The sequence below is a fragment of the Acholeplasma oculi genome (genome assembly GCF_900166985.1).
GTDB lineage: Bacteria > Bacillota_I > Bacilli_A > Acholeplasmatales > Acholeplasmataceae > Acholeplasma > Acholeplasma oculi.
This window is the reverse complement of sequence record NZ_FUZK01000001.1, coordinates 484,545-507,798: the sequence shown is the minus strand read 5'-3', so window position 1 is coordinate 507,798 and position 23,254 is coordinate 484,545. Positions and strand designations below refer to the sequence as shown.

At 30.9% G+C, this 23,254-nt stretch carries 25 protein-coding genes; 19 read left to right on the top strand and 6 right to left on the bottom strand.

The window, feature by feature from the left end:
• The first annotated feature begins 10 nt into the window (after positions 1 to 10).
• On the top strand, positions 11 to 1,024 hold the full coding sequence (ruvB, locus tag B5X49_RS02455; protein ID WP_045749590.1) for a Holliday junction branch migration DNA helicase RuvB: 1,014 nt from the start codon (positions 11 to 13) through the stop codon (positions 1,022 to 1,024).
• Positions 1,021 to 2,040: a tRNA preQ1(34) S-adenosylmethionine ribosyltransferase-isomerase QueA gene (queA, locus tag B5X49_RS02450; RefSeq protein ID WP_045749589.1), complete on the top strand. Its 1,020-nt coding sequence runs from the start codon at positions 1,021 to 1,023 to the stop codon at positions 2,038 to 2,040. The genes ruvB and queA overlap by 4 nt, the downstream gene beginning before the upstream one ends.
• Here the strand turns inward: queA and B5X49_RS02445 are convergent.
• Entirely contained in the window at positions 2,033 to 2,854 is an 822-nt protein-coding gene (locus B5X49_RS02445) for an undecaprenyl-diphosphate phosphatase (RefSeq protein WP_045749588.1), read from the bottom strand. The two genes, queA and B5X49_RS02445, sit on opposite strands and share 8 nt — an antisense overlap.
• Before the next feature lie 112 nt (positions 2,855 to 2,966).
• Between B5X49_RS02445 and B5X49_RS02440 the strand changes: the two genes are divergently transcribed.
• From B5X49_RS02440 to B5X49_RS02365, 16 genes are all read left to right on the top strand, one after another.
• Positions 2,967 to 3,320 (top strand): hypothetical protein, encoded by a 354-nt coding sequence (locus tag B5X49_RS02440; RefSeq protein ID WP_045749587.1) that lies wholly within the window; start codon positions 2,967 to 2,969, stop codon positions 3,318 to 3,320.
• A complete protein-coding gene (locus B5X49_RS02435) occupies positions 3,320 to 3,592 on the top strand; it encodes an HPr family phosphocarrier protein (RefSeq protein ID WP_079560629.1) in 273 nt (90 codons plus the stop codon). Before B5X49_RS02440 ends, B5X49_RS02435 begins: the two co-directional genes overlap by 1 nt.
• Positions 3,589 to 4,506, top strand: a complete 918-nt coding sequence (locus B5X49_RS02430; protein ID WP_045749585.1) for an undecaprenyl phosphate translocase family protein — start codon at positions 3,589 to 3,591, stop codon at positions 4,504 to 4,506. The genes B5X49_RS02435 and B5X49_RS02430 overlap by 4 nt, the downstream gene beginning before the upstream one ends.
• Positions 4,472 to 5,089, top strand: a complete 618-nt coding sequence (trmB, locus tag B5X49_RS02425; RefSeq protein WP_045749584.1) for a tRNA (guanosine(46)-N7)-methyltransferase TrmB — start codon at positions 4,472 to 4,474, stop codon at positions 5,087 to 5,089. The genes B5X49_RS02430 and trmB overlap by 35 nt, the downstream gene beginning before the upstream one ends.
• Complete coding sequence (locus B5X49_RS02420; RefSeq protein ID WP_045749583.1) at positions 5,076 to 6,128, top strand: M42 family metallopeptidase; 1,053 nt, start codon at positions 5,076 to 5,078, stop codon at positions 6,126 to 6,128. Before trmB ends, B5X49_RS02420 begins: the two co-directional genes overlap by 14 nt.
• Positions 6,128 to 6,967 (top strand): aldo/keto reductase, encoded by an 840-nt coding sequence (locus B5X49_RS02415; protein ID WP_052670090.1) that lies wholly within the window; start codon positions 6,128 to 6,130, stop codon positions 6,965 to 6,967. The genes B5X49_RS02420 and B5X49_RS02415 overlap by 1 nt, the downstream gene beginning before the upstream one ends.
• Before the next feature lie 85 nt (positions 6,968 to 7,052).
• Positions 7,053 to 9,008 (top strand): DNA topoisomerase IV subunit B, encoded by a 1,956-nt coding sequence (gene parE / locus B5X49_RS02410; RefSeq protein ID WP_045749582.1) that lies wholly within the window; start codon positions 7,053 to 7,055, stop codon positions 9,006 to 9,008.
• Entirely contained in the window at positions 9,005 to 11,572 is a 2,568-nt protein-coding gene (gene parC / locus B5X49_RS02405; protein ID WP_045749581.1) for a DNA topoisomerase IV subunit A, read from the top strand. The genes parE and parC overlap by 4 nt, the downstream gene beginning before the upstream one ends.
• A gap of 8 nt (positions 11,573 to 11,580) precedes the next feature.
• On the top strand, positions 11,581 to 12,336 hold the full coding sequence (locus B5X49_RS02400; protein WP_045749580.1) for a hypothetical protein: 756 nt from the start codon (positions 11,581 to 11,583) through the stop codon (positions 12,334 to 12,336).
• A 5-nt stretch (positions 12,337 to 12,341) separates the two neighbouring features.
• Positions 12,342 to 13,214, top strand: coding sequence for a uridine kinase family protein (locus B5X49_RS02395; RefSeq protein WP_045749579.1), 873 nt, complete (start codon positions 12,342 to 12,344; stop codon positions 13,212 to 13,214).
• 33 nt (positions 13,215 to 13,247) lie between these two features.
• Entirely contained in the window at positions 13,248 to 14,291 is a 1,044-nt protein-coding gene (locus B5X49_RS02390) for a hypothetical protein (protein WP_143228535.1), read from the top strand.
• Between the two features lies 1 nt (position 14,292).
• Complete coding sequence (locus B5X49_RS02385) at positions 14,293 to 15,123, top strand: SDR family NAD(P)-dependent oxidoreductase (RefSeq protein ID WP_159444479.1); 831 nt, start codon at positions 14,293 to 14,295, stop codon at positions 15,121 to 15,123.
• Positions 15,120 to 15,989: a DegV family protein gene (locus tag B5X49_RS02380; protein WP_045749576.1), complete on the top strand. Its 870-nt coding sequence runs from the start codon at positions 15,120 to 15,122 to the stop codon at positions 15,987 to 15,989. The genes B5X49_RS02385 and B5X49_RS02380 overlap by 4 nt, the downstream gene beginning before the upstream one ends.
• An 88-nt stretch (positions 15,990 to 16,077) precedes the next feature.
• Positions 16,078 to 16,347 carry a hypothetical protein gene (locus tag B5X49_RS02375; RefSeq protein WP_159444478.1) on the top strand — a complete coding sequence of 90 codons (270 nt, stop codon included), beginning with the start codon at positions 16,078 to 16,080 and terminating at the stop codon, positions 16,345 to 16,347.
• Positions 16,340 to 16,690 (top strand): hypothetical protein, encoded by a 351-nt coding sequence (locus B5X49_RS02370; RefSeq protein WP_045749574.1) that lies wholly within the window; start codon positions 16,340 to 16,342, stop codon positions 16,688 to 16,690. Before B5X49_RS02375 ends, B5X49_RS02370 begins: the two co-directional genes overlap by 8 nt.
• A 46-nt stretch (positions 16,691 to 16,736) precedes the next feature.
• The gene (locus tag B5X49_RS02365) at positions 16,737 to 17,000 is read left to right on the top strand and encodes a hypothetical protein (protein WP_045749573.1); all 264 of its coding nucleotides are present in this window, start codon (positions 16,737 to 16,739) and stop codon (positions 16,998 to 17,000) included.
• A 13-nt stretch (positions 17,001 to 17,013) separates the two neighbouring features.
• Here the strand turns inward: B5X49_RS02365 and B5X49_RS02360 are convergent, their stop codons facing one another.
• The 5 genes from B5X49_RS02360 to gcvT form a co-directional block, all read right to left on the bottom strand.
• Complete coding sequence (locus tag B5X49_RS02360) at positions 17,014 to 18,084, bottom strand: NAD-dependent epimerase/dehydratase family protein (protein WP_045749572.1); 1,071 nt, start codon at positions 18,082 to 18,084, stop codon at positions 17,014 to 17,016.
• A gap of 105 nt (positions 18,085 to 18,189) precedes the next feature.
• Positions 18,190 to 19,635, bottom strand: coding sequence for an aminomethyl-transferring glycine dehydrogenase subunit GcvPB (gcvPB, locus tag B5X49_RS02355; protein WP_045749571.1), 1,446 nt, complete (start codon positions 19,633 to 19,635; stop codon positions 18,190 to 18,192).
• Positions 19,632 to 20,945: an aminomethyl-transferring glycine dehydrogenase subunit GcvPA gene (gene gcvPA, locus B5X49_RS02350; protein ID WP_045749570.1), complete on the bottom strand. Its 1,314-nt coding sequence runs from the start codon at positions 20,943 to 20,945 to the stop codon at positions 19,632 to 19,634. Before gcvPA ends, gcvPB begins: the two co-directional genes overlap by 4 nt.
• A gap of 22 nt (positions 20,946 to 20,967) precedes the next feature.
• A complete protein-coding gene (gene gcvH / locus B5X49_RS02345) occupies positions 20,968 to 21,336 on the bottom strand; it encodes a glycine cleavage system protein GcvH (RefSeq protein WP_045749569.1) in 369 nt (122 codons plus the stop codon).
• A gap of 13 nt (positions 21,337 to 21,349) precedes the next feature.
• Positions 21,350 to 22,420: a glycine cleavage system aminomethyltransferase GcvT gene (gcvT, locus tag B5X49_RS02340; RefSeq protein ID WP_045749568.1), complete on the bottom strand. Its 1,071-nt coding sequence runs from the start codon at positions 22,418 to 22,420 to the stop codon at positions 21,350 to 21,352.
• A 113-nt stretch (positions 22,421 to 22,533) separates the two neighbouring features.
• Between gcvT and B5X49_RS02335 the strand changes: the two genes are divergently transcribed.
• On the top strand, positions 22,534 to 23,223 hold the full coding sequence (locus tag B5X49_RS02335) for a metallophosphoesterase (protein WP_045749567.1): 690 nt from the start codon (positions 22,534 to 22,536) through the stop codon (positions 23,221 to 23,223).
• Positions 23,224 to 23,254 lie beyond the last annotated feature (31 nt).

Below are 23,254 nucleotides of genomic sequence, written 5' to 3'. Positions count from 1 at the left end.
GATATAATCCATGATAGATGATAAATCAATTTTAAGAGATTTAGAAAATCAAACTGAAGATGAATTAATGCTGCGTCCACAATATTTAAATCAATATATTGGACAAAATGATATTAAAGAAATGTTAAGTATTTATATTCAAGCAGCAATCAAAAGAAGTGAAAGTTTAGACCATGTCTTACTTTATGGTGCTCCTGGATTGGGTAAAACAACACTGGCTCAAATTATTGCTAATGAATTAGGAGTAAACATTAAAATCACAAGTGGACCTGCAATTGAAAAAACTGGTGATTTGGCAGCCCTTTTAACATCACTTCAACATGGGGATGTCTTATTTATTGATGAGATACATCGCTTACCACGTTTTGTTGAAGAGGTTTTATATTCTGCAATGGAAGATTATGTTTTGGACATTGTTTTGGATAAAGAAAGAGATTCTAGAAGTATTCGTATTGAGTTACCACCTTTTACTTTAGTTGGAGCTACTACTAGATTTGGTGATTTATCGCATCCTCTACGTGAAAGATTTGGTGCTGTTTTTAGATTGAGTTATTATACAATTGATGAAATAAAGCAAATTGTAAGAAGAACATCTAATGTTTATCAAAACAAAATCGATGAACTCGCAGTTGATGAGTTATCTAAGCGTAGTAGAGGTACACCTAGAATTGCCAATCGTTTGTTTAGACGTGTGAGAGATTTTGCAGAAATTATGACAGATGGTGTCATAACATATGATGTAACAAATCTCGCATTAACAAAACTTGGTATTGACCAAAAAGGACTCGATTCATCCGATTATTTATACTTAAAAGGTATGATTGAACGTTTTAATGGAGGTCCGGTAGGATTAGAATCTATTGCTTCTACCATTGGTGAAGAACCCGGTACAATTGAAGATGTATTTGAACCTTTTTTACTTCAAGAAGGATATATTAAAAGAACTCCTAGAGGTAGAGTGGCTACTGAAAAAGCTTATGAACTCCTAGGTAAAAAATATTATAAAGGATTACTAGAGACTTGAAAATAGAATTATTTGATTATCATTTACCCAAAGAAAATATAGCACAACACCCTGAAGATAAAAGAGATCACTCTAAATTGCTTGTTATTGATAGAAAAAATGATCTTACACATGATAAGCATTTTTATGATATCTTGGATGAATTTACTGAAAATGATGTTTTAGTGATGAATAATACAAGGGTAATTCCTGCTAGACTTTTAGGACATCGTGAAGGTTTACAAGGTGTTATGGAAGTATTACTATTAAATCAAACATCTAAAGATGAATGGGAAGCCTTAACAAAACCTGCTAAAAAAGTTAAACTAGGAACCATCATCGTCTTTGGTGATGGTAGTTTAAAACTGAAATGTGTAGGTATTAAAGATGAAGGTATACGCGTCTATGAGGCTATTTATGAAGGTATATTTTTAGAAGTATTAGATAAACTCGGCACGATGCCACTACCACCTTATATCACAGAACAACTCAGTGATAAAGAACGTTATCAAACGGTTTATGCTAAATATCCAGGGTCTGCTGCAGCACCAACTGCAGGACTCCACTTTACCAAAGAGTTATTAGAAAACATTAAGAAAAAAGGTGTAGAAATTGTTGAAGTAACACTTCATGTAGGACTTGGTACGTTTAGACCTGTTCAAGTTGATGATGTGTTAAGTCATCATATGCATAGTGAGGCTTACGAGATCAGTAAAGAAGCAGCAGAACGTTTGAATACCTATAAAAAGTTGGGTAAAAGAATTATTGCAGTAGGGACAACCTCAGTTCGTACACTAGAATCCAATTATAAAAATGGATTTCACCATGGACATTATTCTACAGATATATTTATTTATCCAGGATATCAATTTAAAGTCGTTGATGCAATCATTACAAATTTTCATCTACCAAAGTCTACATTGATTATGTTAGTTTCTGCATTTTATAACCGAGAAAAAGTTTTAGAAATTTATAATGAAGCAGTAAAAAAAAACTATCGCTTCTTTTCATTCGGCGATAGTATGTTTCTTAAATAATAAAGAGTATAATGGATATAATGCCGACTGTGAAGGCATAAATCGAAAACCATATTAAATTTTTAACTTTCACAAACTTAGACATAACGTGTACAGTTAAGTATGAAAATATAAAACTAAATATAAATGCTAATGAGAATCCTAGAATATCAATTGTTCCAGGATTTTTTATTGCATCATACAAACCTAATAAAGATACTGGAATACTAACAATTAAATAACTTAAAAATGAAAATTTAATAACCTTGGAAAGTGTAATACGTTGAGATAATCCACCTACCATTGTAATACCAGAACGACTTAAGCCCGGAAGTACTGCAAACATCTGAAATAAACCTATAATTAATGCGTTTTTGTATGTTATATCATTTTCAAATGTTCTATGTCTTAGTAAATAAATTCCAAGTAACAGTAATGAAGTAACAATTAAGGATATTCCAACAGAAAGTAGATTTGTTGGAATTAGATCTTTGAATAATAGCCCAACGATACCTATTGGAACAACAGCAATGATGAGTTTTAAAACATAGAAGAAGTTCTGTTGGCTTTTTTCACGTTCTTTGGTAAATACAAACTTCCACGAATCTACAATTAACTCCTTTACATCTTTAATATAAAAAATTAAAAGAGCAAGAAATGAACCAATGTTTGTAATCATCAAAAATAATGTGAGACTTTGATTAAGATCTTCCCCACCCATAAATAAATGTGAGAATAAAACGAGATGCCCAGATGATGAAACTGGAAAGATTTCAGTGATTCCTTGAATGATCCCTAGAATGATGTATTTAATAAGTTCAATTATATAGTCCATGTTTATGTTTCCTTATTTAGATTTAATATCGTTATTATAACATAACAAATTTGTGTAAGCGTTGTATTTTTAACGAAAAAAACATATAATAAGAATTAAGGAACGTGATAATATGACAGATGGACAAATAATTACACTCATTATCTCAATAATTGTCATTCTTTTGGGAGTGATATATCTATATATATATCATAAGAGAGTAACATTAACTGAAACTGAGACTAAAAAAATAGATGTAAATGGGTTAGTAGATGCACTTGGTGGCATAACTAATTTAAACATGGTAAGACTTGAAGATAAACGATTAAAGATCGGTTTAATAAATCCAAAAATGGTTTCTCAAACACTTCTTAAATCTCAAGGTATCGTTGGTTTCTTAACAGGAAACGAACTCAAATTATTAATCAAAGAAAATGCTATAGAAATTAAAAATGTATTAGAAAAAATGATAAGTGAGGTAAAATAATGAAACAAAAATTCGTCATTGTGTCTGAGTATGGATTACATGCAAGACCTGCAACACGTTTGGTAAACCAGGCTATGAGTTATCAATCAGAGATCAGTTTATCTGCATTTAATCGTACTGTAAACCTCAAGAGTATCATGGGTGTCATGAGCTTAGGTATTTATAACGGTGAAATAGTTGAAGTTCAAGCTGAAGGTGAAGATGCAGCAGAAGCTATTGAAGGTTTAACCAATTTCATGATTCAAGAGGGTTTGGGACAAGTTAAAGAATGATTAAAAAAATAATGATTGGTATTTTAGTTGGAATAGGCTCAATTTTACCTGGAGTTAGTGGTGGTATGATTGCAGCTTCTTTTGACGTATATGCAAAGCTCATACGTGCACTCGATGAACTTACCAAGACTCCTATCAAAGCGGTTATATCCATATGGGAATACTTATTAGGAATACTTATTGGAGTTTTACTAGGATTTTTAGTGATTGCAAATATATTTTATTTGATACCTCTTCCTTCAACACTACTATTTATCGGATTAATACTCGGTGGATTACCAGAAGTTTATGTTTTGTCTAAACAAGAACATCAAAAGTTTAAATGGATATCTATTACAGTCCTTTCATTTCTCCTTATGCTTAGTATCACCATATTTGGACAAGGTTTAAATAACCAAGGATCAACAGATGCGAATTTCATGATTTGGATTGTTGTGGGCATGATGCTTGCACTAAGTTTGATTGTTCCAGGTTTAAGTGGAACAATGCTATTATTAGTCATTGGTTTTTATACACCACTCATTTTCTTAGGTAAGACAATGATAGAAGCGGTTGTTACATTAAATATAGATTTGCTTATGCAAAACATTCCAACGCTTATCTATGTTGTTATAGGACTCATTTTAGCATTTATCATACTTGCAAAAGTGATCAGCTTTGTATTAAAGAAATTCCCAAAAACATTTTACCAAGTCATTTTAGGTATTGTCATTGCTGCACCTATAAACATAATGATTAGTTTGAAAGATGAACTATTATTAGAGGATGTACCTGTGGATATCTTTGATGTAAAAACTCATTGGTTAATGTGGGTCATAGGGCTTATTTTAGTTCCGATTGGCATTTGGATTGCTAGAAAATTTATTAAGGATAGTAAAGATGAGACAGAAGAAAATCAAAGAGGCAACACTTGATAATTTAAAAGAGTTAGATGTATGTATGGATCCTCTTTTAGCAAGTATTCCTTCAAATAAAAAAATCACATTAGAAATTGGCAGTGGTAAGGGTAGATTCATCACCTCACTTGCAAATGATTTTAAGGATGAGTTTTTTATTGCAGTTGAAAGAGATCAAAACGTTTGTTATCGACTTGCACAAAAAAGACATGCACTTAATTTAAATAATCTATTAATAATTTGTGATGATGCTGAGAAATTACCACTATATTTAAAAACAAGTAAAGCTGATTTAATTCAGCTTAATTTTTCCGACCCATGGCCAAAGAAAAGACATCATAAAAGAAGACTGACTTATCCAACAAAGTTAAATCAATATAAAGATATGTTAAGTCCTAATGGAAGAGTCATTTTAAGAACAGATCATCCGGATTTATTTATTGATTCATTCCAATATTTTGGTACAGCAAATTTTAATATTTTAGAATGTGATTGGAATCTTCCAGTCTCTGATTACATGACAGAGTATGAGGAAAAGAAAAGAACAAAAGGACCTATTTATCAATTAATTGCTGAGGTAAAAAAACATGAATCACTATGAAAATTTAACAACCATACCTGGAATATCAGGTCATGAACATTTTGTAAGATCATATATGGAATCAGTGATTAAAAAATATCCACAATACCAAATTGTAAAAGATAAATTGGGTAGTGTTTTTGCATATAAGAAATCATCTAATCCAAATGCTTTAACAGTTTTGATTGCAGGTCATATGGATGAAGTCGGTTTAATGGTTCGTGGTATTAAAGATAATGGAGCAATTGAATTACTTCCAATTGGTGGATTATCTGCGGATGTTTTTATTTCTCAAATACTTTATGTATACACAGAAGAAGGTAAAAAAATACCAGGAATCATAGGTAGTGTGCCACCTCACTTAAAACAAAAAAATGTACTAGAGATAAAAAATCTATTACTTGATATAGGAACAGAATCTAAAGAAGAAACATTAAGTTATGGTATTAAATTAGGTGATATGGTTTTATTTGATACACCCTATATAGAAACGGTGAATCAAAAAAGATTTATGGCTAAATCTATTGATAACAGATTTGGTTGTGGTTTAGCTTTAGAAGCTATTGAAAAATTTAAAGATGAAACTTTTGATTTTAATTTAGCTATAGGAGCAACCGTTCAAGAAGAAGTCGGTTTAAGAGGTGCTGAAACTTCAACTAATCTATTTAAACCAGATTTATTTATTGCGCTAGATTCATCACCTTTAAACGATTTATATCAAGCGAGTGCATCAGGAAAATTAGGGGACGGATTTTTATTAAGAATATTTGATCCTAAGAATATTATGTTATTCTCACTCAAAGATTATTTTAAAGAACTCGCATTAAAACATAAAATCAAGTACCAACCTTATATTTCTATGGGTGGAACGGATGCTGCTAAAGCAATTGATATGCATGAAGGTATTTTATCAACTACGATTGGTTTACCTGCAAGATATATTCATAGCAGTGTTGCAATGGCAGACTATTTTGATTTAGAACAAGCAAGAAAAATGTTGTTTGTATTAATTAGTGATTTAACAAGTGATAAAATTCAACAATTAAAGGAGGAAAATTAGTGAAACAGTTTAAACTCAATAACGGGGTTTTAATGCCAGCATTTGGATTAGGAACATTTAGAGTAGAACCGGGAGAATCCGCTTATGAAACGGTACTTTCTGCACTCAAGATGGGTTACAGACATATTGATACAGCAATTATGTATGGTAATGAATCCGATGTAGGTAAAGCAATTAGAGATTCATTAATTCCACGTGAAGAAATTTTTGTAACATCTAAAATAGCTAAACATTATTTAGGTGATAAATCCTTAATTATGAAAGCATTAGATGAAAGTTTGGAACGCTTAAATATAGGGTATATTGATTTGATGTTGATTCATTGGCCTAATCAGGATGATGCCATGAATCAATTAGTTTGGAGTGTTTTAGAGTCTTATTATGAGGCTAAGAAGTTTAGAGCTATAGGGGTATCAAACTTCCAAAAACATCATTTAACTGCACTATTAAAGAATGTTAAAATTAAACCACAAGTCAATCAAGTTGAATGTCATCCACTTCTTAATCAAACAGCATTACATAAATTTTTAGTTGAACATGACATACAAATGACTTCCTATGGACCTTTTGCTAAAGGTAAAGTATTTGAAGGACAAACCTTTGAGGCACTCACTGAAATTGCTAAGGATTATGGTGCTACCGTATCACAAGTGATTATTGCATGGGGTTTAATGAGAAATATAGTCATGATACCAAAAAGTGTTCACGAAGAACGTTTATTGGAAAACTTTAAAGGTCAAGAACTCGTGTTAAGTGCATCAGATATTGAAAAAATTAATGGATTAAACCGAGGATCTAGACTTTATACAGATCCAGACAATAACACGATTTATTTATAAAAAAGACCAATAAAGATAATCATCAATATATAAATGATTATCTTTTATTGTATAATGGTAATAGATAGACACGAAGAGGTATTTAATGGCACAAAAAAATTATGATGAAACAAGTATACAAATATTAGAGGGATTAGAAGCCGTCAGAAAAAGACCAGGTATGTACATTGGTTCCACAGATCAACGTGGTCTACATCACCTTGTTTGGGAAATTGTTGATAATGCTATGGATGAAGTTCTAGCTGGTTTTGGTGATGAAATATCAGTCACCATTAAAGCAGATAACTCCATCGAAGTTTTAGACAATGGAAGAGGTATGCCCTATAAAATGCATCAATCCGGTGTACCAACGACACAGGTTATTTTTACTGTTTTACACGCAGGTGGTAAATTTGGTGGTGATGGTTCTTATAAGGTTGCAGGTGGTTTACACGGTGTGGGTAGTTCTGTTGTGAATGCCTTATCGGTTGCACTTGAGGTAACTGTTTTTAAAGATGGTGGAATGTTTAGACAACGCTTTGAAAATGGTGGTAAAAAGATCTTACCTCTTGAACGTATAGGAGATTCTAAGAAAACAGGTACACAAGTATGGTTTAAACCGGACCCTACGATATTTTCAACAACACTTTATAATTATGAAACAATTAAAGAACGATTAAAAGAATCAGCATTTTTAATCAAAGGATTAAAAATCAATTTAAGCGACCAAAGAAAAAACTTAAAAGAATCATTTAAATATGATGATGGTATTAAAGCTTATGTTGAACTTTTAAATACAGGAAAAAATACCTTACATGAAGTTAAAGATGTAGAAGGTAATTTTAGTGCAAGTAAGCAAGCTGTTATTGAAGTTGAGGTTGCACTTCAATATACAGATGGTTATCAAGATAACATTATATCTTTTGTAAATAATGTACGTACAAAAGATGGTGGTTCACATGAGGTTGGATTTAAAAGTGCACTTACTAAGGTGATCAATGATTACGCTAGAAAGTATAATTTTATAAAAGAAAAAGACGATAATATTGATGGTGTGGATATTAGAGAAGGATTAACCGCCATAGTTTCATTGAGAATTCCAGAAGCGATTCTTGAATTTGAAGGACAGACTAAATCAAAACTAGGTACTCCGGAAGCAAGAAATGCACTTGAAGCTGTATTCTATGAAAAGTTTAATACATATCTTGAAGAAAATAGTGATATAGCATCTAAAATCATCGGTAAAGCAATTGCAGCATCTCAGGCTAGAGAAGCAGCTAGAAAAGCTAGAGAAGATGCTAGAGCAGGTAAAAAAAGAAGTAAAAAAGAAGTTATTTTATCAGGTAAGCTTACACCAGCACAAGGTAAGGATAAACAAATCAATGAATTATTCTTAGTCGAAGGGGATTCTGCTGGAGGTTCTGCAAAACAAGGTAGAAACCGTTTATATCAAGCGATATTACCCCTTAGAGGTAAAGTTATTAACACTGAAAGAACCAATACTGAGACGATCTTAAAAAATGAAGAAATCTCAACCATGATTTATACTATTGGTGCTGATTTTGGTGAAGATTTTGATATTACTAAATGTAATTATAAAAAAGTAATCATTATGACGGATGCTGATGATGATGGTGCACATATTCAAGTACTACTCTTAACATTCTTCTTTAGATATATGAAGCCACTCATAGAAGATGGAAGACTCTATATTGCTCAACCACCGTTATACAAAGTTTCAAGAAAAAAATCTAAAAAAGAAGATATCGTCTACGCTTGGAGTGATGATGAATTAAAAGAGATTTTAGATAAAACTGAAGGATCTTATACCATTCAACGTTATAAAGGTTTAGGTGAAATGAACTTTGCTCAACTTTGGGAAACAACCATGAATCCTGAAAGTAGAACGCTTATTCAAGTAACAGTAGATGATTATAATGTGTCAGATAAATACATTTCAACACTCATGGGCGATCAAGTTCAACCAAGAAGAGAATGGATTGAATCTCATGTGGATTTTGAAGTAACCGATGATTTTGATATAGAAGGTAAAAGCAAATGAGCAAAATAAGCAAAAAACTAGATCAATTTGTCAGTGAAAAAATACAAAAAACATTACTTGAAGACATTATGGCAAAAAGCTTTGGTAGATACTCTAAATATATCATTCAAGATAGAGCATTACCGGATGCAAGAGATGGATTAAAACCAGTTCAAAGACGTATTTTATATGCCATGGGACAAATGGGTGTTAACTTTAATAAACCACATAAAAAATCAGCAAGAATTGCTGGAGATGTTATGGGTAAATACCATCCACATGGTGATTCATCGATTTATGATGCAATGGTTCGTATGAGTCAAGACTTTAAAATGCGTATCCCATTGGTAGATATGCATGGGAATAATGGTTCCATTGATGGAGACTCAGCTGCAGCAATGCGTTATACTGAGGCAAGACTTTCAAAAGAAGCTGATTATTTATTAAAAGATATCGATAAAAGAACTGTTAATTTTGTACCAAACTTTGATGATGAAGAACAAGAACCTACAGTATTACCAGCAAAATTTCCAAATTTATTAGTTAATGGTGCAATGGGGATTTCTGCAGGTTATGCAACAAAGATTCCACCTCATAACCTAAAAGAAGTTATTGATGCTACAATGGCTTTAATCGATAATCCGGATTTAACCGATATGGATATGTTGAACTTTATTAAGGGGCCAGATTTTCCAACAGGTGGTATTGTACAAGGTATAGATGGCATTAAACAAGCAATTAAAACAGGATCCGGAAAAGTTATTATTCGTTCAAAAACAGCGATAGAAGAAATATCTAAGTCACAAGATCGTATTGTTGTAACTGAAATACCATATGAAGTTGTTAAAGCAGATTTGGTTCGACAAATAGATACTTTGAGAATTAATAACAATATTGAAGATATTTTAGAAATTCGTGATGAAACAGACCAAGAAGGGTTAAGAATTGCTATTGACCTTAAAAAAGGCGCAGATTCACAATTAATGTTGAATTACTTGTTTAAAAATTCAGATTTACAAATTAGTTATAACTACAATATGGTAGCAATTCTAAAAAATCGTCCTGTACTTTGTGGTGTTTTAGAACTTTTAAAAGTTTATATAGAACATCAAAAAGAAGTCATTACCAATCGTTCAAATTTCGAATTAGAACGTGCAATGAAGAGAAATCATATTGTTGAAGGTTTAATCAAAATGACATCAGTTGTTCAAGAAGTCATTGATGTTATTCGTAAGTCTAATAATAAATCCGATTCAAAAATCAATATCCAAGAAAAATTTGGGTTTAGTGAACTTCAATCTGAAGCAATTGTTATGTTACAACTGTACAGATTATCATCTACGGACATTGAAGCTTTAATGAAGGAACGTGATCAATTAAACCAAGAAATCATTGAACTGAACTTGATTTTATCTAATGAAAAAGTATTGCTTAAAACCATTAAAAAAGAATTATTGGAAGTCAAAAATACTTTAGGTGATGAAAGAAGATCATTAATTGAAGATGAGATTGAAAATATTAAGATTGATCAAAAAGACTTGATTACAGACGAACAAACCATCATTGGTATTACGAAAGATGGGTATGTTAAACGTTCTTCCTTAAGATCATTTAATGCATCAAAAGAAGTTGGATTAAAAGAAAATGATGCATTACTGTTTGAAAAAGAGGTCAATACATTACAAACACTGATTATCTTTACAAACCTAGGTAATTATTTATTCCTACCGGTTTATAAGATTGAAGACCAAAAATGGAAGGATTTAGGGGTATACATCAATAACATCATTCCGATTGAAAAGAATGAGAAAGTTATCAAAGTTTATGCTATTGAAACATTTAAAAATGATACAAAGTTACTCCTAACTTCTAAACAAGGCTTGATGAAACAAGTTAATTTAACCGACCTTGAAGTGACACGTTTTAATAAACCTATTCGTGCAATGAAGTTATCTAAAGATGATGAACTCATTTTTGTGGATATGAATGAACTTGAAAATATCATATCGATTTCTAAAAATGGTTATATCCTTCGATTTGAAACATCAGAATTACCACTTTATGGATTACAAGCAGGTGGTGTAAAATCCATGGCGTTAGGTGAACATGACGAGGTTGCAGTTGCATTTTATGCAAAACCGACAGATGATTTTTATTTCTTAACATCTCGTGGACATGTCATCAAAGATACAGTGTCTGAACTTCCAAAGTATGCAAGGAACAGAAGAGGTATTATTTTAATTGAACGTATCAAAACATCACCTCACTTTATTGTTTCGGCTGCTAGAGCATCCAAACAACAAATTAAAGAGAATGTAAAAGTAAGACTCTTATCCAGTAAGGAATTATTAGAAACAGATTTACAGGATTTAAAATATTCTAATAATAAATTTGGTAAAAAAATGATTGAGGATGGTTACTATATAGAAATTAGTCCATCTGTTGAACCGGAAACTGAAGTAAAAGTCACTAAAAAGGTTGTTAAACAAGAAGAAGTTGTACCTAAAGTATTAGAAGAAACGATAGAAACAAAACAAAACCAAAAAATAAGATTATCGAGACTAGATTTGTTCGATGAAGAATAGAGGATAATATGAAAGTTGTTGTAAATCAACAAGAATTAGAATTAAAAGAGCCAATGACTCTTGAAAAAATTGCAGAATCACTTTCTATACATGATGCAATGTTTGCAACAGTTAATGGTCGTATGAGAGAACTCTCTTATGTACTTTTTACAGATGCAAAAGTAGAGTTTAGAAATTTAGAATCACATTCAGGTATGCGTATATATGAAGCAACATTGAGATATGTATTTGCTAAGGCAGTTTATGAAATTGATCCATCATTAAAAATTCGTTTTTCATACTCAATTTCAAGAGCTATACTTGCAACGATTGATAATAAAGAATTTTCAACTGAACTTTACGATCAAATATTAAGCAAAGTTCGTGAGATTATTGCAAGAAAAGAAGATATTAAGAGAATTTCTGTAACAAAAGAAGAGGCAACAGAACTTTACACAAAACAAGGTTATTTAGATAAAATTGAAACCTTAAAATTAAGACAAGAAAACCATGTTAACTTATATCAATCAGGTAGTTATATTAACTATATGTTTAGTTATATGTTACCTAATACAAGTTATTTAACAATCTTTGATGCGAAATTTTATCATCCTGGATTCTTAATATTCTTCCCAAGAGCGGAATTAATGGGCAAATTACCAGAATTTGTTGATCAAAAACATTTGGTAAATCTCTTAAAGAAGCTTACAAGTGGGGTAAGATCATTGGTGGAGATACCATTGCAAATATCAATAAACATAGTGAAACTAGAGACAGACAAGTAGATTTCGTGAATCTTTGCGAAACAAAACATAATAATCAGCTTTCTGACTTAGGTAATCAAATTGCTCAAAATATCGAAGATATTAAATTGATTGCTGTTGCTGGACCATCATCCTCTGGTAAAACAACATTTACAAATCGTTTACGTATTGAGCTCTTAGCAAAAGGTATTGAACCTATGATGATATCCATGGATAATTACTATAAACCTAAGACAGAAGCACCTAAAGATAGTGATGGTAACCCAGATTTAGAACACGTTGAAGCACTGGATGTTAAGAAGTTCAATCAAGATATGGCAGACTTGGTCATGGGTAAAGCTGTATCCATGCCGATATTTGACTTTAAACTAGGAAAACGTGTTTTAGGACCAAGTATTACTTTGAAAAAAGGATCTCCTATTTTAATTGAAGGTATTCATGCATTAAATGATAAATTAACAGACCTTATTCCAAACCATCAAAAATTCAAAATCTTTATTTCACCAAATACACAAGTTCATATTGATGATCATAATCCATTGTCACTGACAGACTTAAGATTAATCCGCCGTATGGTTAGAGATCAAAAATATAGAAATACACCAGTGACTCAAACACTGGATATGTGGAGTAGTGTTCGTCGTGGTGAATTTAGATGGATTTATCCACATCAAGAAACTGCAAACTTCATTTATAACTCTGAACTGACCTATGAATTACTTGTTTTAAACAAATTTGCTTTACCTCATCTTTTACAAGTTCCTAAAGATGATAAACACTATATTACTGCAAATAGATTGGTCAAATTCTTGAAATATTTCAAAGAAATTGATTCTACATTGATTCCATCAAACTCAATTTTACTTGAGTTTATTGGTGGTTCACCATTCCACGATTAATAAAGGATAATAAACATGATCGCACTTTCTAACATGTCAAGACTTCAAGTATCAACAGAGACACTTCTATTATTCATTAGAGTTTATGAATCTAAGGGTAAAGAGTTCTTTTATGATGAATTATTTAATAAAGATAAAGATGTATTCTTGAAAAAGACGATAGAAAGTAATGTTTTTTACATTGGTAAGTTGTTAAATATGCCACTAACGGATGCAAGGCTTAAACTCATTGCTAAAAAGAAGTTAGTGGCTAAAAATAAAGCTGAAACATTAATGATTAATATCAAACATGCACTTTCATCGATTCAAAAATTCCCTAAAGATTTTGAACTCTTTCCTAACGAATTTGATAATTTAGCACGTATGCTTTCAAAAGATAATGAACCTATAAAATTTAGAGTCACTGAAGGCAAACCAGATGGAACATTATTTTCTTCTAAAAAAACGATTAGTTTAAAAGAGCATTTGGAACTATTAATCAAAGAATACAATACACAACAAAAAACAAAACAATATGAGTTATTACAACTGATAACAAATTTTTATATAGATTATGTCAATGCATCTGTTTTCTCATCTCATAATGAGTTGATTGCATACATCATTCTATATGCATTTTTACTTAGAGATTTTAATGTATTTAAGTATGTTTCATTTTTTGAATACTTTTATAAACAGCAGGAACAATATAAACTCGCTTTAAATCAAGCAAATTATTACTATAATACAGGTTATCCAAATACCGATCTTTTATCTAAGTTTATTATGGATATTCTAAATAATGCATATGATCATGTCAATGATTTTGCCAGAGAATATTCATTTGAAAAGAAATTAAATAAGAGCGATAATATCGAAGCTACCATTAGAAACGGTAAAGAGATTTTCTCTAAAGAAGATATAAGACTTGCACATCCTACGGTTTCCTTGATTACAATTGACCGTACATTAAAACGATTAAAAGATGAAGGTTTAATCCAACCACTTGGTAAAGGTAGAAGTTCGAAGTGGCAAAGAATTGATGAAAGTAAACGTCAAAATGGAAGACAATTGGATATATTCCAATTCACAGATTAATATGAAAACAATTCTCATTACAGGTTCCACAAGTGGTATAGGTAAAGCACTTGTATATCATCTCATGGATGATCAATTTGATTTAATTTTAGTTGGAAGAAACCAACTACTTTTAGATGAGCTTGAAAAATTTGTAAAAAAAGAAGTTCCAAAAAGACGTATTTTTACGTATGTAATGGACTTTGGTAAGTTAGAAGATGTCTATCAAGTAAGTAACGTAATTAAAAAAAACCATCCGCAAATTGATTATTTATATCATAATGCAGGAGCTGTCCCTCAAACTAAAAATGCTTGGACAAAAGATGGACATTTAGAAGCCTTACAAATCAATTACTTATCCATGCTACTCATGAATGAGATTTTATTAGAAAATGTATTAAACTCATCTGAAAAAACGATACTTCATACAACATCCATGTCAGCAAGTAAAAAATTTTATATGGATGAGATATCGATGATGAGTCAATATGGCAGAATAAAAATATATGGTATTTCAAAGTTATTCTCAAGACTATACTTTCACCATTTAGCAACAATACATAATGATTTAAAAATCAAATTAATCAACCCTGGAATTGTATTTACGAATCAAATTCGACACATGATTCCTAAACCTTTAAGATTTTTAGAAGGTGGCGTGAGATTGTTTATTAAAGACCCTAATCAAGTTGCTGGACATATCAAGTCAATCATTAAGAAAAATCAAGAGGTACCGATTGAATTATATAAGGGTAATAAAATTGAAAAACATGCTAAAATTAATTTAGATCAAGACTTACAAAAAGAAGTCATGATGTATAGTATGGATTTATTGAAAGGATACTCATTATGAAAATAGGATTTACAGCAGATTCATCCAGTGGATTAGAGTATGCACCTTTTAAACATCAAGTTAAAATCACAAAAACAACTATCCATTTCGGAGATGAAACATTAACCGATGGTGTGGATATCACAGCTGATGAGTTTTATTTAAGATTGGAAAAAGAACATGTTGTACCAACCACATCCGCACCTACATTAGGTGAAGTTTTAGATAAAGTAATAGAGTATAAAAAACTAGGGTACACGGATGTCATTCATTTTCCAATCTCTACAAATCTTTCAGCTTATGGTAAACACATTAAAAGATTGGTTCAAAGTGAAGTATCCGGTATTAACTTTAAAGTTATTGATACTAAAGCTGCAACGCTTGTACAAGGGTATTTAGTATCTGTTGCAGAAAAGCTAGCTTCTATGGGGAAAAACCCTGATGAGATTGAAAAAGAGATATTAGAACTTAGAAATCAAATGCAAGCATATTTTGTTGTAGATGATTTGAAGTATTTAATTAAGAATGGTAGATTATCAAATATTACTGGAACGATTGGTATACTAGCAAAAATCAAACCTATCTTATCCCTAACTAAAGATGGTAAGATAGAAACTATTGAGAAGGTTCGTACACACCATAAGGCAACCGAGAGCATGTTCATGCGTATTAAAGATGAAGCAAAATCCTATAAAAAAGTAACTTATATGGTTTTACATACAAATAGGTTAGAGGATGCTTTAAAGTTTAGGGAACGCATTTTAAAAGAAATGGATAATGTTCATGAGTGTTTGGTTTCAACAATCACACCGACAGTTGGAGCACATATCGGTTCTAAGATACTTGGTGCAGGTTATGTTATACTAGATACATATGATTACTTATAAAAAACATATCCAAACATTTAAAAGTATGCTTCATATACTAAAAACTGAAAAAGATATAAATAGTATTAGAAATCATATTATTATATTTATGAAATATCTTGAAAAACACCATTTACTTATAAAGGATTATGCAGCATATCATAAGTTATTCTTATGTTGTGAGGTCAAAGCGTGTTCGATAAAAGATCAATCCATAGAAGCAAAATTAGCATTTTTAACTTTGATACATCGAATGGATTTTATAGATTCAAATAGTGATGTATTCATTATTTATTATAAGAATCATATGTTACAAGAAATCATCGAATCTGCAATAGATTCGTTAGAATTATTAATCGGAGGTATAGATAATGTTTAAATTCACATGGCAAAGAAGAGTGGTAGCAGCAACACCTTTAATATCACTTTTAATATTCCTAACATTAGGTTTAGTTTGGGGATTATGGCATCCGGGTTGGCTTGCTTTCCTACTTATACCAATTGTTCCTTATTTTGTTGGGTTAAAACAATTTAGAATGACTTTTTCATTATTGATTGTAGTTATTTTTGTTGTCTTAGGATCATTTGGTTATTGGCATCCAGGATGGTTGGTATTTTTACTTATTCCTATCTACCATATATTGTTTCCGGCAGATACGAAGTTATTTGTAAAAGCTGAAACAAAGCCTAATAAACATTACGATATTGAACAAGAAGACTAATCTATCAAGAATTCAAAAACTTCATAACATATTTTGTAAGCTGTACTTGGAAAAATATCAAGAGGAACTCACCTTAATTGAGGAAAATGAAAACTTGATTGTTTTTAAAAGTGAAAAAGGTATCTATCAAATTGAGCATTTTATATCCAATAGAATACGTATTGTTTTTCCAGATTATCATGGAGAAATAGATTATTTCAGGTATTACTTTGGTGAAATTTTAGGTACAAATTATGAAATATGTGACACAAGTGATTTTTTAGAATACACATTATCATTTGTCGACAAAATAATTATGAAGCATTCGTAAGTATGAAAAAACCTCATAGAGGTTTTTTTTCTTTTCTGTTTATTGTAAATTCTTTAATATGTTGAATAATTTTTGGATCTTGGATTTGATTGGTTGAAATTAAGTAGTTTGCAGTATCTAATAGAGTTTCTTCTAAGTCTCTGGGTTGATAGAAAATGGTATGGTCTAGTTTTTCATGACTGAATAAAGCATTAGAACTTAATGTATAAAGTGAGTAATTCGTAAATAAAGGAATACGTTTTTTAGCATGATAATAAGATTCTATAATAGGGGATAAAATTCTTACAAATGTAAGTGATAATACTTTAATGTATGTTTTTCTGCCACTTATCTTTTTAAGTGTTTCAAAGATTTCTTTGACTTGGATGTTTCTATTGGATACGATATAAAAACCATATTTCTTAAGTTTAGATAAGGATAAAATACTTTCAGCAACATCTCTTACATCGACAAAATCATATCCTCCAGTTACTCTGGTTGACATTTTCTTATTCAAATAATTTTTGATTAATTCTGTTGTATGACCATTTAATAAATCATTTGGTCCGATTATACCTGAAGGATGAATGATTGTTATAGGATAGCCTTTAACATAATATTCTTTCACATAGGAAGTTGCTATAGCTTTGGACTTTCCATAATGACCATAGACAAATTTAGGATCAAACTGCGTGATTTCTGTCATTACTCTTTGTTTAGGTAATTCTCTAATCGCATGAACACTAGAAATATAAATAAAATGACTCACTCTTTTTAAGATGGAAAGGTCTAGCATATTTTTAGTGCCATCAACATTGACAAGATACATGTTCTTAGTATACTTGCTTGAAATAGATATAATTCCTGCACAGTGTATAACAACGACCTCTGAATATTTAAAAGAAGTATTAGACAAATCAAAAAAACGATTTAAATCTTCAAGAGAAGTTACATCACCAAAAAAAACTTCAATCAAAGGATTTTTTAAGGGTGTGATATCACTACCTGGTAAAACTAGAGCTCTTATATGTTGTTTTTCCTCTAACAATTTTAAAACGATATTGTAACCTAAATGTCCAAGTGCACCTGTTATGAAGTAAAGCATTATAAACACCTACCCTTCACTTACATTTTACATCGCATATTTTAAAAAGGTTGAAAAACTATAAAAAAAGGTACAATGTATTAAAATTTACATTGTACCTAAGTATTAGATAATGTCTTTAAATTTGACAATAGGATTTCTTGCAGCTTTTGCTTCATCTAAACGTCTAACGATTGTGTGATGTGGAGCTGTTTTTATCATGTCAGGGTTTTGATTTGATTCATCAACAATGGTTCTCATCGTTTCGATGAAGTGATCGAGTGTTTCTAGACTTTCTGATTCAGTAGGTTCAACCATGAGCGATTGACTAAATGTTAATGGGAAATAGATTGTAGGCGCATGGATACCATAATCCAGAAGTCTTTTTGCAATATCAAGTGTCTTAATTTGGTGTGGGTTATTTAATAAGCCATCATAAACAAATTCATGCATAGCATGTTCTTTAATCGGTAATTTGAATAAGTCTTTTAATGATTCTTTGATATAGTTCGCATTTAAGGTTGCAAGTTTACCAATCATTGGTATGTATTCTTTACCAAGCGTTAAGATATAAACATATGCTCTTAAGTAGACAGATGCATTACCATAGAAATTTGATAATGGTCCGATGGTTTGAGAAGGTGTAACCAAGTGATATTTGGAATCTATTTTTTCAACTATAGGTCCTGGTAAGTAAGGTGCTAAAAATGATTTGACTCCAACTGGGCCAGATCCTGGACCACCACCACCATGTGGAGTTGAAAATGTTTTATGTAAGTTTAAATGTGTAATGTCAAATCCCATATCTCCAGGTCTAGAAACACCTAATAAAGCATTAAGGTTTGCACCATCATAATACAATAAACCACCACAATCATGAATTAAGTCAGATATCTCTAAAATATCTTTTTCAAACATACCAACAGTGTTAGGGTTTGTAAGCATTAATCCTGCGACCTCATCACTTAAACTTGCTCTTAAAGCATCCATATTCACTGTTCCATCTGGATTAGATTGAATCTCTAATACATCAAAACCAGCAACAGTAGCAGAAGCAGGGTTGGTACCATGTGCACTATCAGGAACAATAATTAATTTTCTCTTAAAATCTTTTCTATCTTCATGATACTTTTTAATAATCATTAATCCAGCTAATTCACCTTGTGCACCAGCATAAGTATTTAGAGAATAAGCATCCATACCTGTGATTTCAGATAAATAAATAGATAATTCGTTATAAATCCTTAAAAAACCTTGTGCATGCGTAATGGGTTGAAGTGGATGAATGTTTTGAAATCCTGAAAGACTTGCTAATTCATCGTTAATTTTAGGGTTATATTTCATTGTACAAGAACCAAGTGGATAAAATCCTGATTCAACGCCAAAATTCTTCTTAGAAACATTTGTATAATGTCTAACAACATCAAGTTCAGAAACCTCAGGTAACATTGCATCCTCATCTCTAAGTAAGGATGAAGGTAATACAGCTTTAGGAAAATCATTTTTAGGAGTATTATGACCTATACGACCTGGTTTTGAAATCTCAAATATTAATTTATCATAGTATATCATTGAAATTTACCTACCAATTCTATGAAGTGATCGATTTCTTGTTTGGTTCTTTTTTCAGTTACAGCAAATGTTAATAAGTTGTCATGTTGTAAAACTGGTCCTAAATATCCGTATTTAAGTAAATAATCATTGAACTTATCGTAATCTCCATTAAATTTTAATGTGAATTCATTAAAATGTGGGTGATTTGTAAATGGTTTAAAATGATTAAGTTTCAGTAATTGATCTTTTAAATAGTAAGCACCATCTAAGGATAGATTAGCAACATCTTTAAATCCTTCTTTACCAAGAGCGGATAGATAGATTGCAACACTTAAAGCCATTAAGGATTGATTTGAACAAATATTAGAGTTTGCTTTCGCACGACGAATATGTTGTTCTCTGGCTTGTAATGTTAAGACGAATGCTCTTTTTCCATCAACATCATTTGTTAAACCACAAATTCTACCAGGCATCTTTCTAATTAGTGCTTTGGTTGTTGCTAGAAAACCTGCATATGCACCACCAAAAGATAGTGGTATTCCAAGAGATTGTAAATCTCCTGTTACGATATCAACTTGTAAAGCTTTAGGTGTTTTTAATATAGCTAATGATCTTGGGTCTGTATTTAAAATAAACAAGGCTTGGTGTTGGTGAACAAGACTAGATACAGAATTTAGATCTTCAATAATACCGTATTTATTTGGGTTTTGTAGGATAACTGCAGCAGAATCCTTTAAATTGTCCTCTAAATAAGATAAATCTGTGATACCATCTTTTTCAGGTACCAGTAAAAATTCGACATCTCTAAAATGCCCATAGGTTTTAATAACATCGATTTGACGGTCTCTCATCGTACTGGATATAAGTACTTTTTTCTTGCCTGTTTCAGCAAGAGCCATAAACATTGCTTCTGCTGTAGCTGTTGGACCGTCGTACATGGAAGCATTCGTAATATCCATTCCAGTAATCTCACAAATCATCGATTGATACTCAAAAATATATTGTAGAGTACCTTGACTCACCTCAGGTTGATAAGGTGTATAAGATGTTAAAAATTCTTGTCTTGATGTTAACTGTTTGACGATAGAAGGGGTATACACATCAAAAGCACCATGTCCTCTAAAAACCTTAAGTTCTTGATTTTCTTTTGAAAGAGACTGTAAGAAATTGGTGAGTTCTAAATCAGAATACTGTGAAGGTATTTGATACGTTTTATTGAATCTCAGTGCTTTAGGTATCTTATGAAATAAGTCATCGATAGAATCTATACCGATGACTTTTAACATATGATCTATGTCACTTTTTGTATGTGGTTGATATTTATGCATAGATGATATGCTCCTTTACAAATTATAATGTTGCTTCGTATGCGTTGACATCCAATAAATCACTTAAATCAGAAGGATTGGATAATTCGATTTCTACAATAAATTCATTAAATGGATCTTCACCAACAAGTTGAGGTTCAGAAGATAATTTTTCATTTACAGAAACGACTGTACCACTTACTGGTAGATAAATATCAGATGCAGATTTAACAGACTCAACTGCAGCAAATACTTCACCCTTTTTAAATGTTTTACCTACTTTAGGTAAATCGAAGAATACGATATCTCCTAAGTGCATTGCTGCATAAGATGAAATACCTACTTTTGCACGATTACCTTCTACAAAAATCCATTCATGGGTTGGTGCATATAATACATCATTTTTATTCATATTTGTTCTCCTCTTAAATTTTATTATTTTTCTTTATAAATTTTTTATCTCTAACGATTGCTTTGACACGCTTTTGCCTAATTTCAATTTCAATTTCTGTACCAAGTTTACTAAAAGGTATATCAATGTATGCTAATCCGATAGCTTTTTGAGTTGTAATAGACATATAACCAGTTGTAACATAACCTATTTTAATATCATCTTTGTATATATCGTAATGAGATCTAGCTACATTTCTTTCAAGTAATTCGAAGCCAACGAGTTTTCTTTTTAAATCATTTTCTATAGATAATAGTGCATTTTTACCAATAAAGTCATCTTTAGTCATATCAACAGAAAATTTTAGACCAGCTTCAAAAGGATTGATAGTTTCATCAAGTTCATTCCCATAAAGCGGCATAGCAGCTTCAAATCTAAGTGTATCTCTAGCGCCTAAACCTATGGGTTTAACATCTAACTGATAAAATTTAGACCAAAGTAGTTGTATGAGTTTTGCATTACCATAAAATTCATAACCATCCTCACCTGTATAACCGGATCTAGAATAAATAACATCATGACCGAATAACTTTGATTCTTTAAAATCCATTGAATTTGGAAGTTCCTCAATTTGTAATGCTTGAAGTATTTTAGATGCACGAGGTCCTTGAAGTGCAATTAATCCATATGATGAACTTTCATTTGTTATGCGTATATCAAAACCATCTTTTAAAGTTAATAAATGTTCATAATCTTTAATCGTATTGGATGCATTTACAACAAGCAATGCCTCATGATCACTTAATGGATAAACCATTAAATCATCTTTAATACCACCATTTTCATTTAGAATAAGTGCATATTGGATTTTATTATTTTTAAGGATCCTTTGAGAAAGTGCAAAATTAAGAAATTTATATGTATCCTTACCTTCAACAAAGATCTCTCCCATATGTGAACAATCAAACATACCTACATCATTTCTAACTGAAGTATGCTCTGATTGAATTGTTGTATAGTAAAGTGGCATCTCAAAACCATTAAAATCGATTAAGGTTGCTCCAAGGTCTTTATGTGCCTGGTTAAGTATTGTTTTTTGTAGCATCTATATGTATTCCTTTCAAAGCAATTCAATAATCATATTATAAACCATAAGTGGTGTTTTAACTACAGTTAAAGATTTGATAAATGATAAAATATAAAAAAGAGGTGCACAGATTGAAAAAGTACTTTATATTTTCAGACATTCATGGAACGTTAAAACCACTAGTTGAAAAGTTAGATAAATTAGGATTTGATATGGTTGATAACAATCATATTCTTGTTTCACTAGGGGATAATTTCGACAGAGGTGTCGAAAATCTTTATGTTTTAGGTTATTTGAGACATTTTCATAAACTAGGTAGACTGATTATGATACGTGGTAATCACGATACATATTTAGAAGATTTTTTATTAGGTAAAAACGATGGAATTTTCAATATTAAACATAATGGATTAGGAAATACGCTAATTGAATTTGCTGATAAAGATGCTTTATCAATCGATAAAATTCGAAATAGCATTATTAAGAAGTATCCATTTTTAGTACAAATGTTACATGAAATGATAGATATTTTTGAAATAGGTAAGTATAGATTAATCCACGCAGGTTATGTTTTAAATGATATGTCGACATGGGTGATAAGTGATTTTGCAAATGCATATGATATGATTACTAAAATGACTAAGGACGATTATATTTATATATTTGGACATACACATGTAAAAAGTCTTAATCATTTTTTACTGGGTAAAGATTCAAATGATATATTTGAGTATAAGAACTATATTGGCATTGATGCAAATACGATCCTTACAAAAGATGTACATGTTATTGTAATAGAAGCAGATGGAACATTAATATAATAAAACCCGATATTTATTTTCCTATAACAAG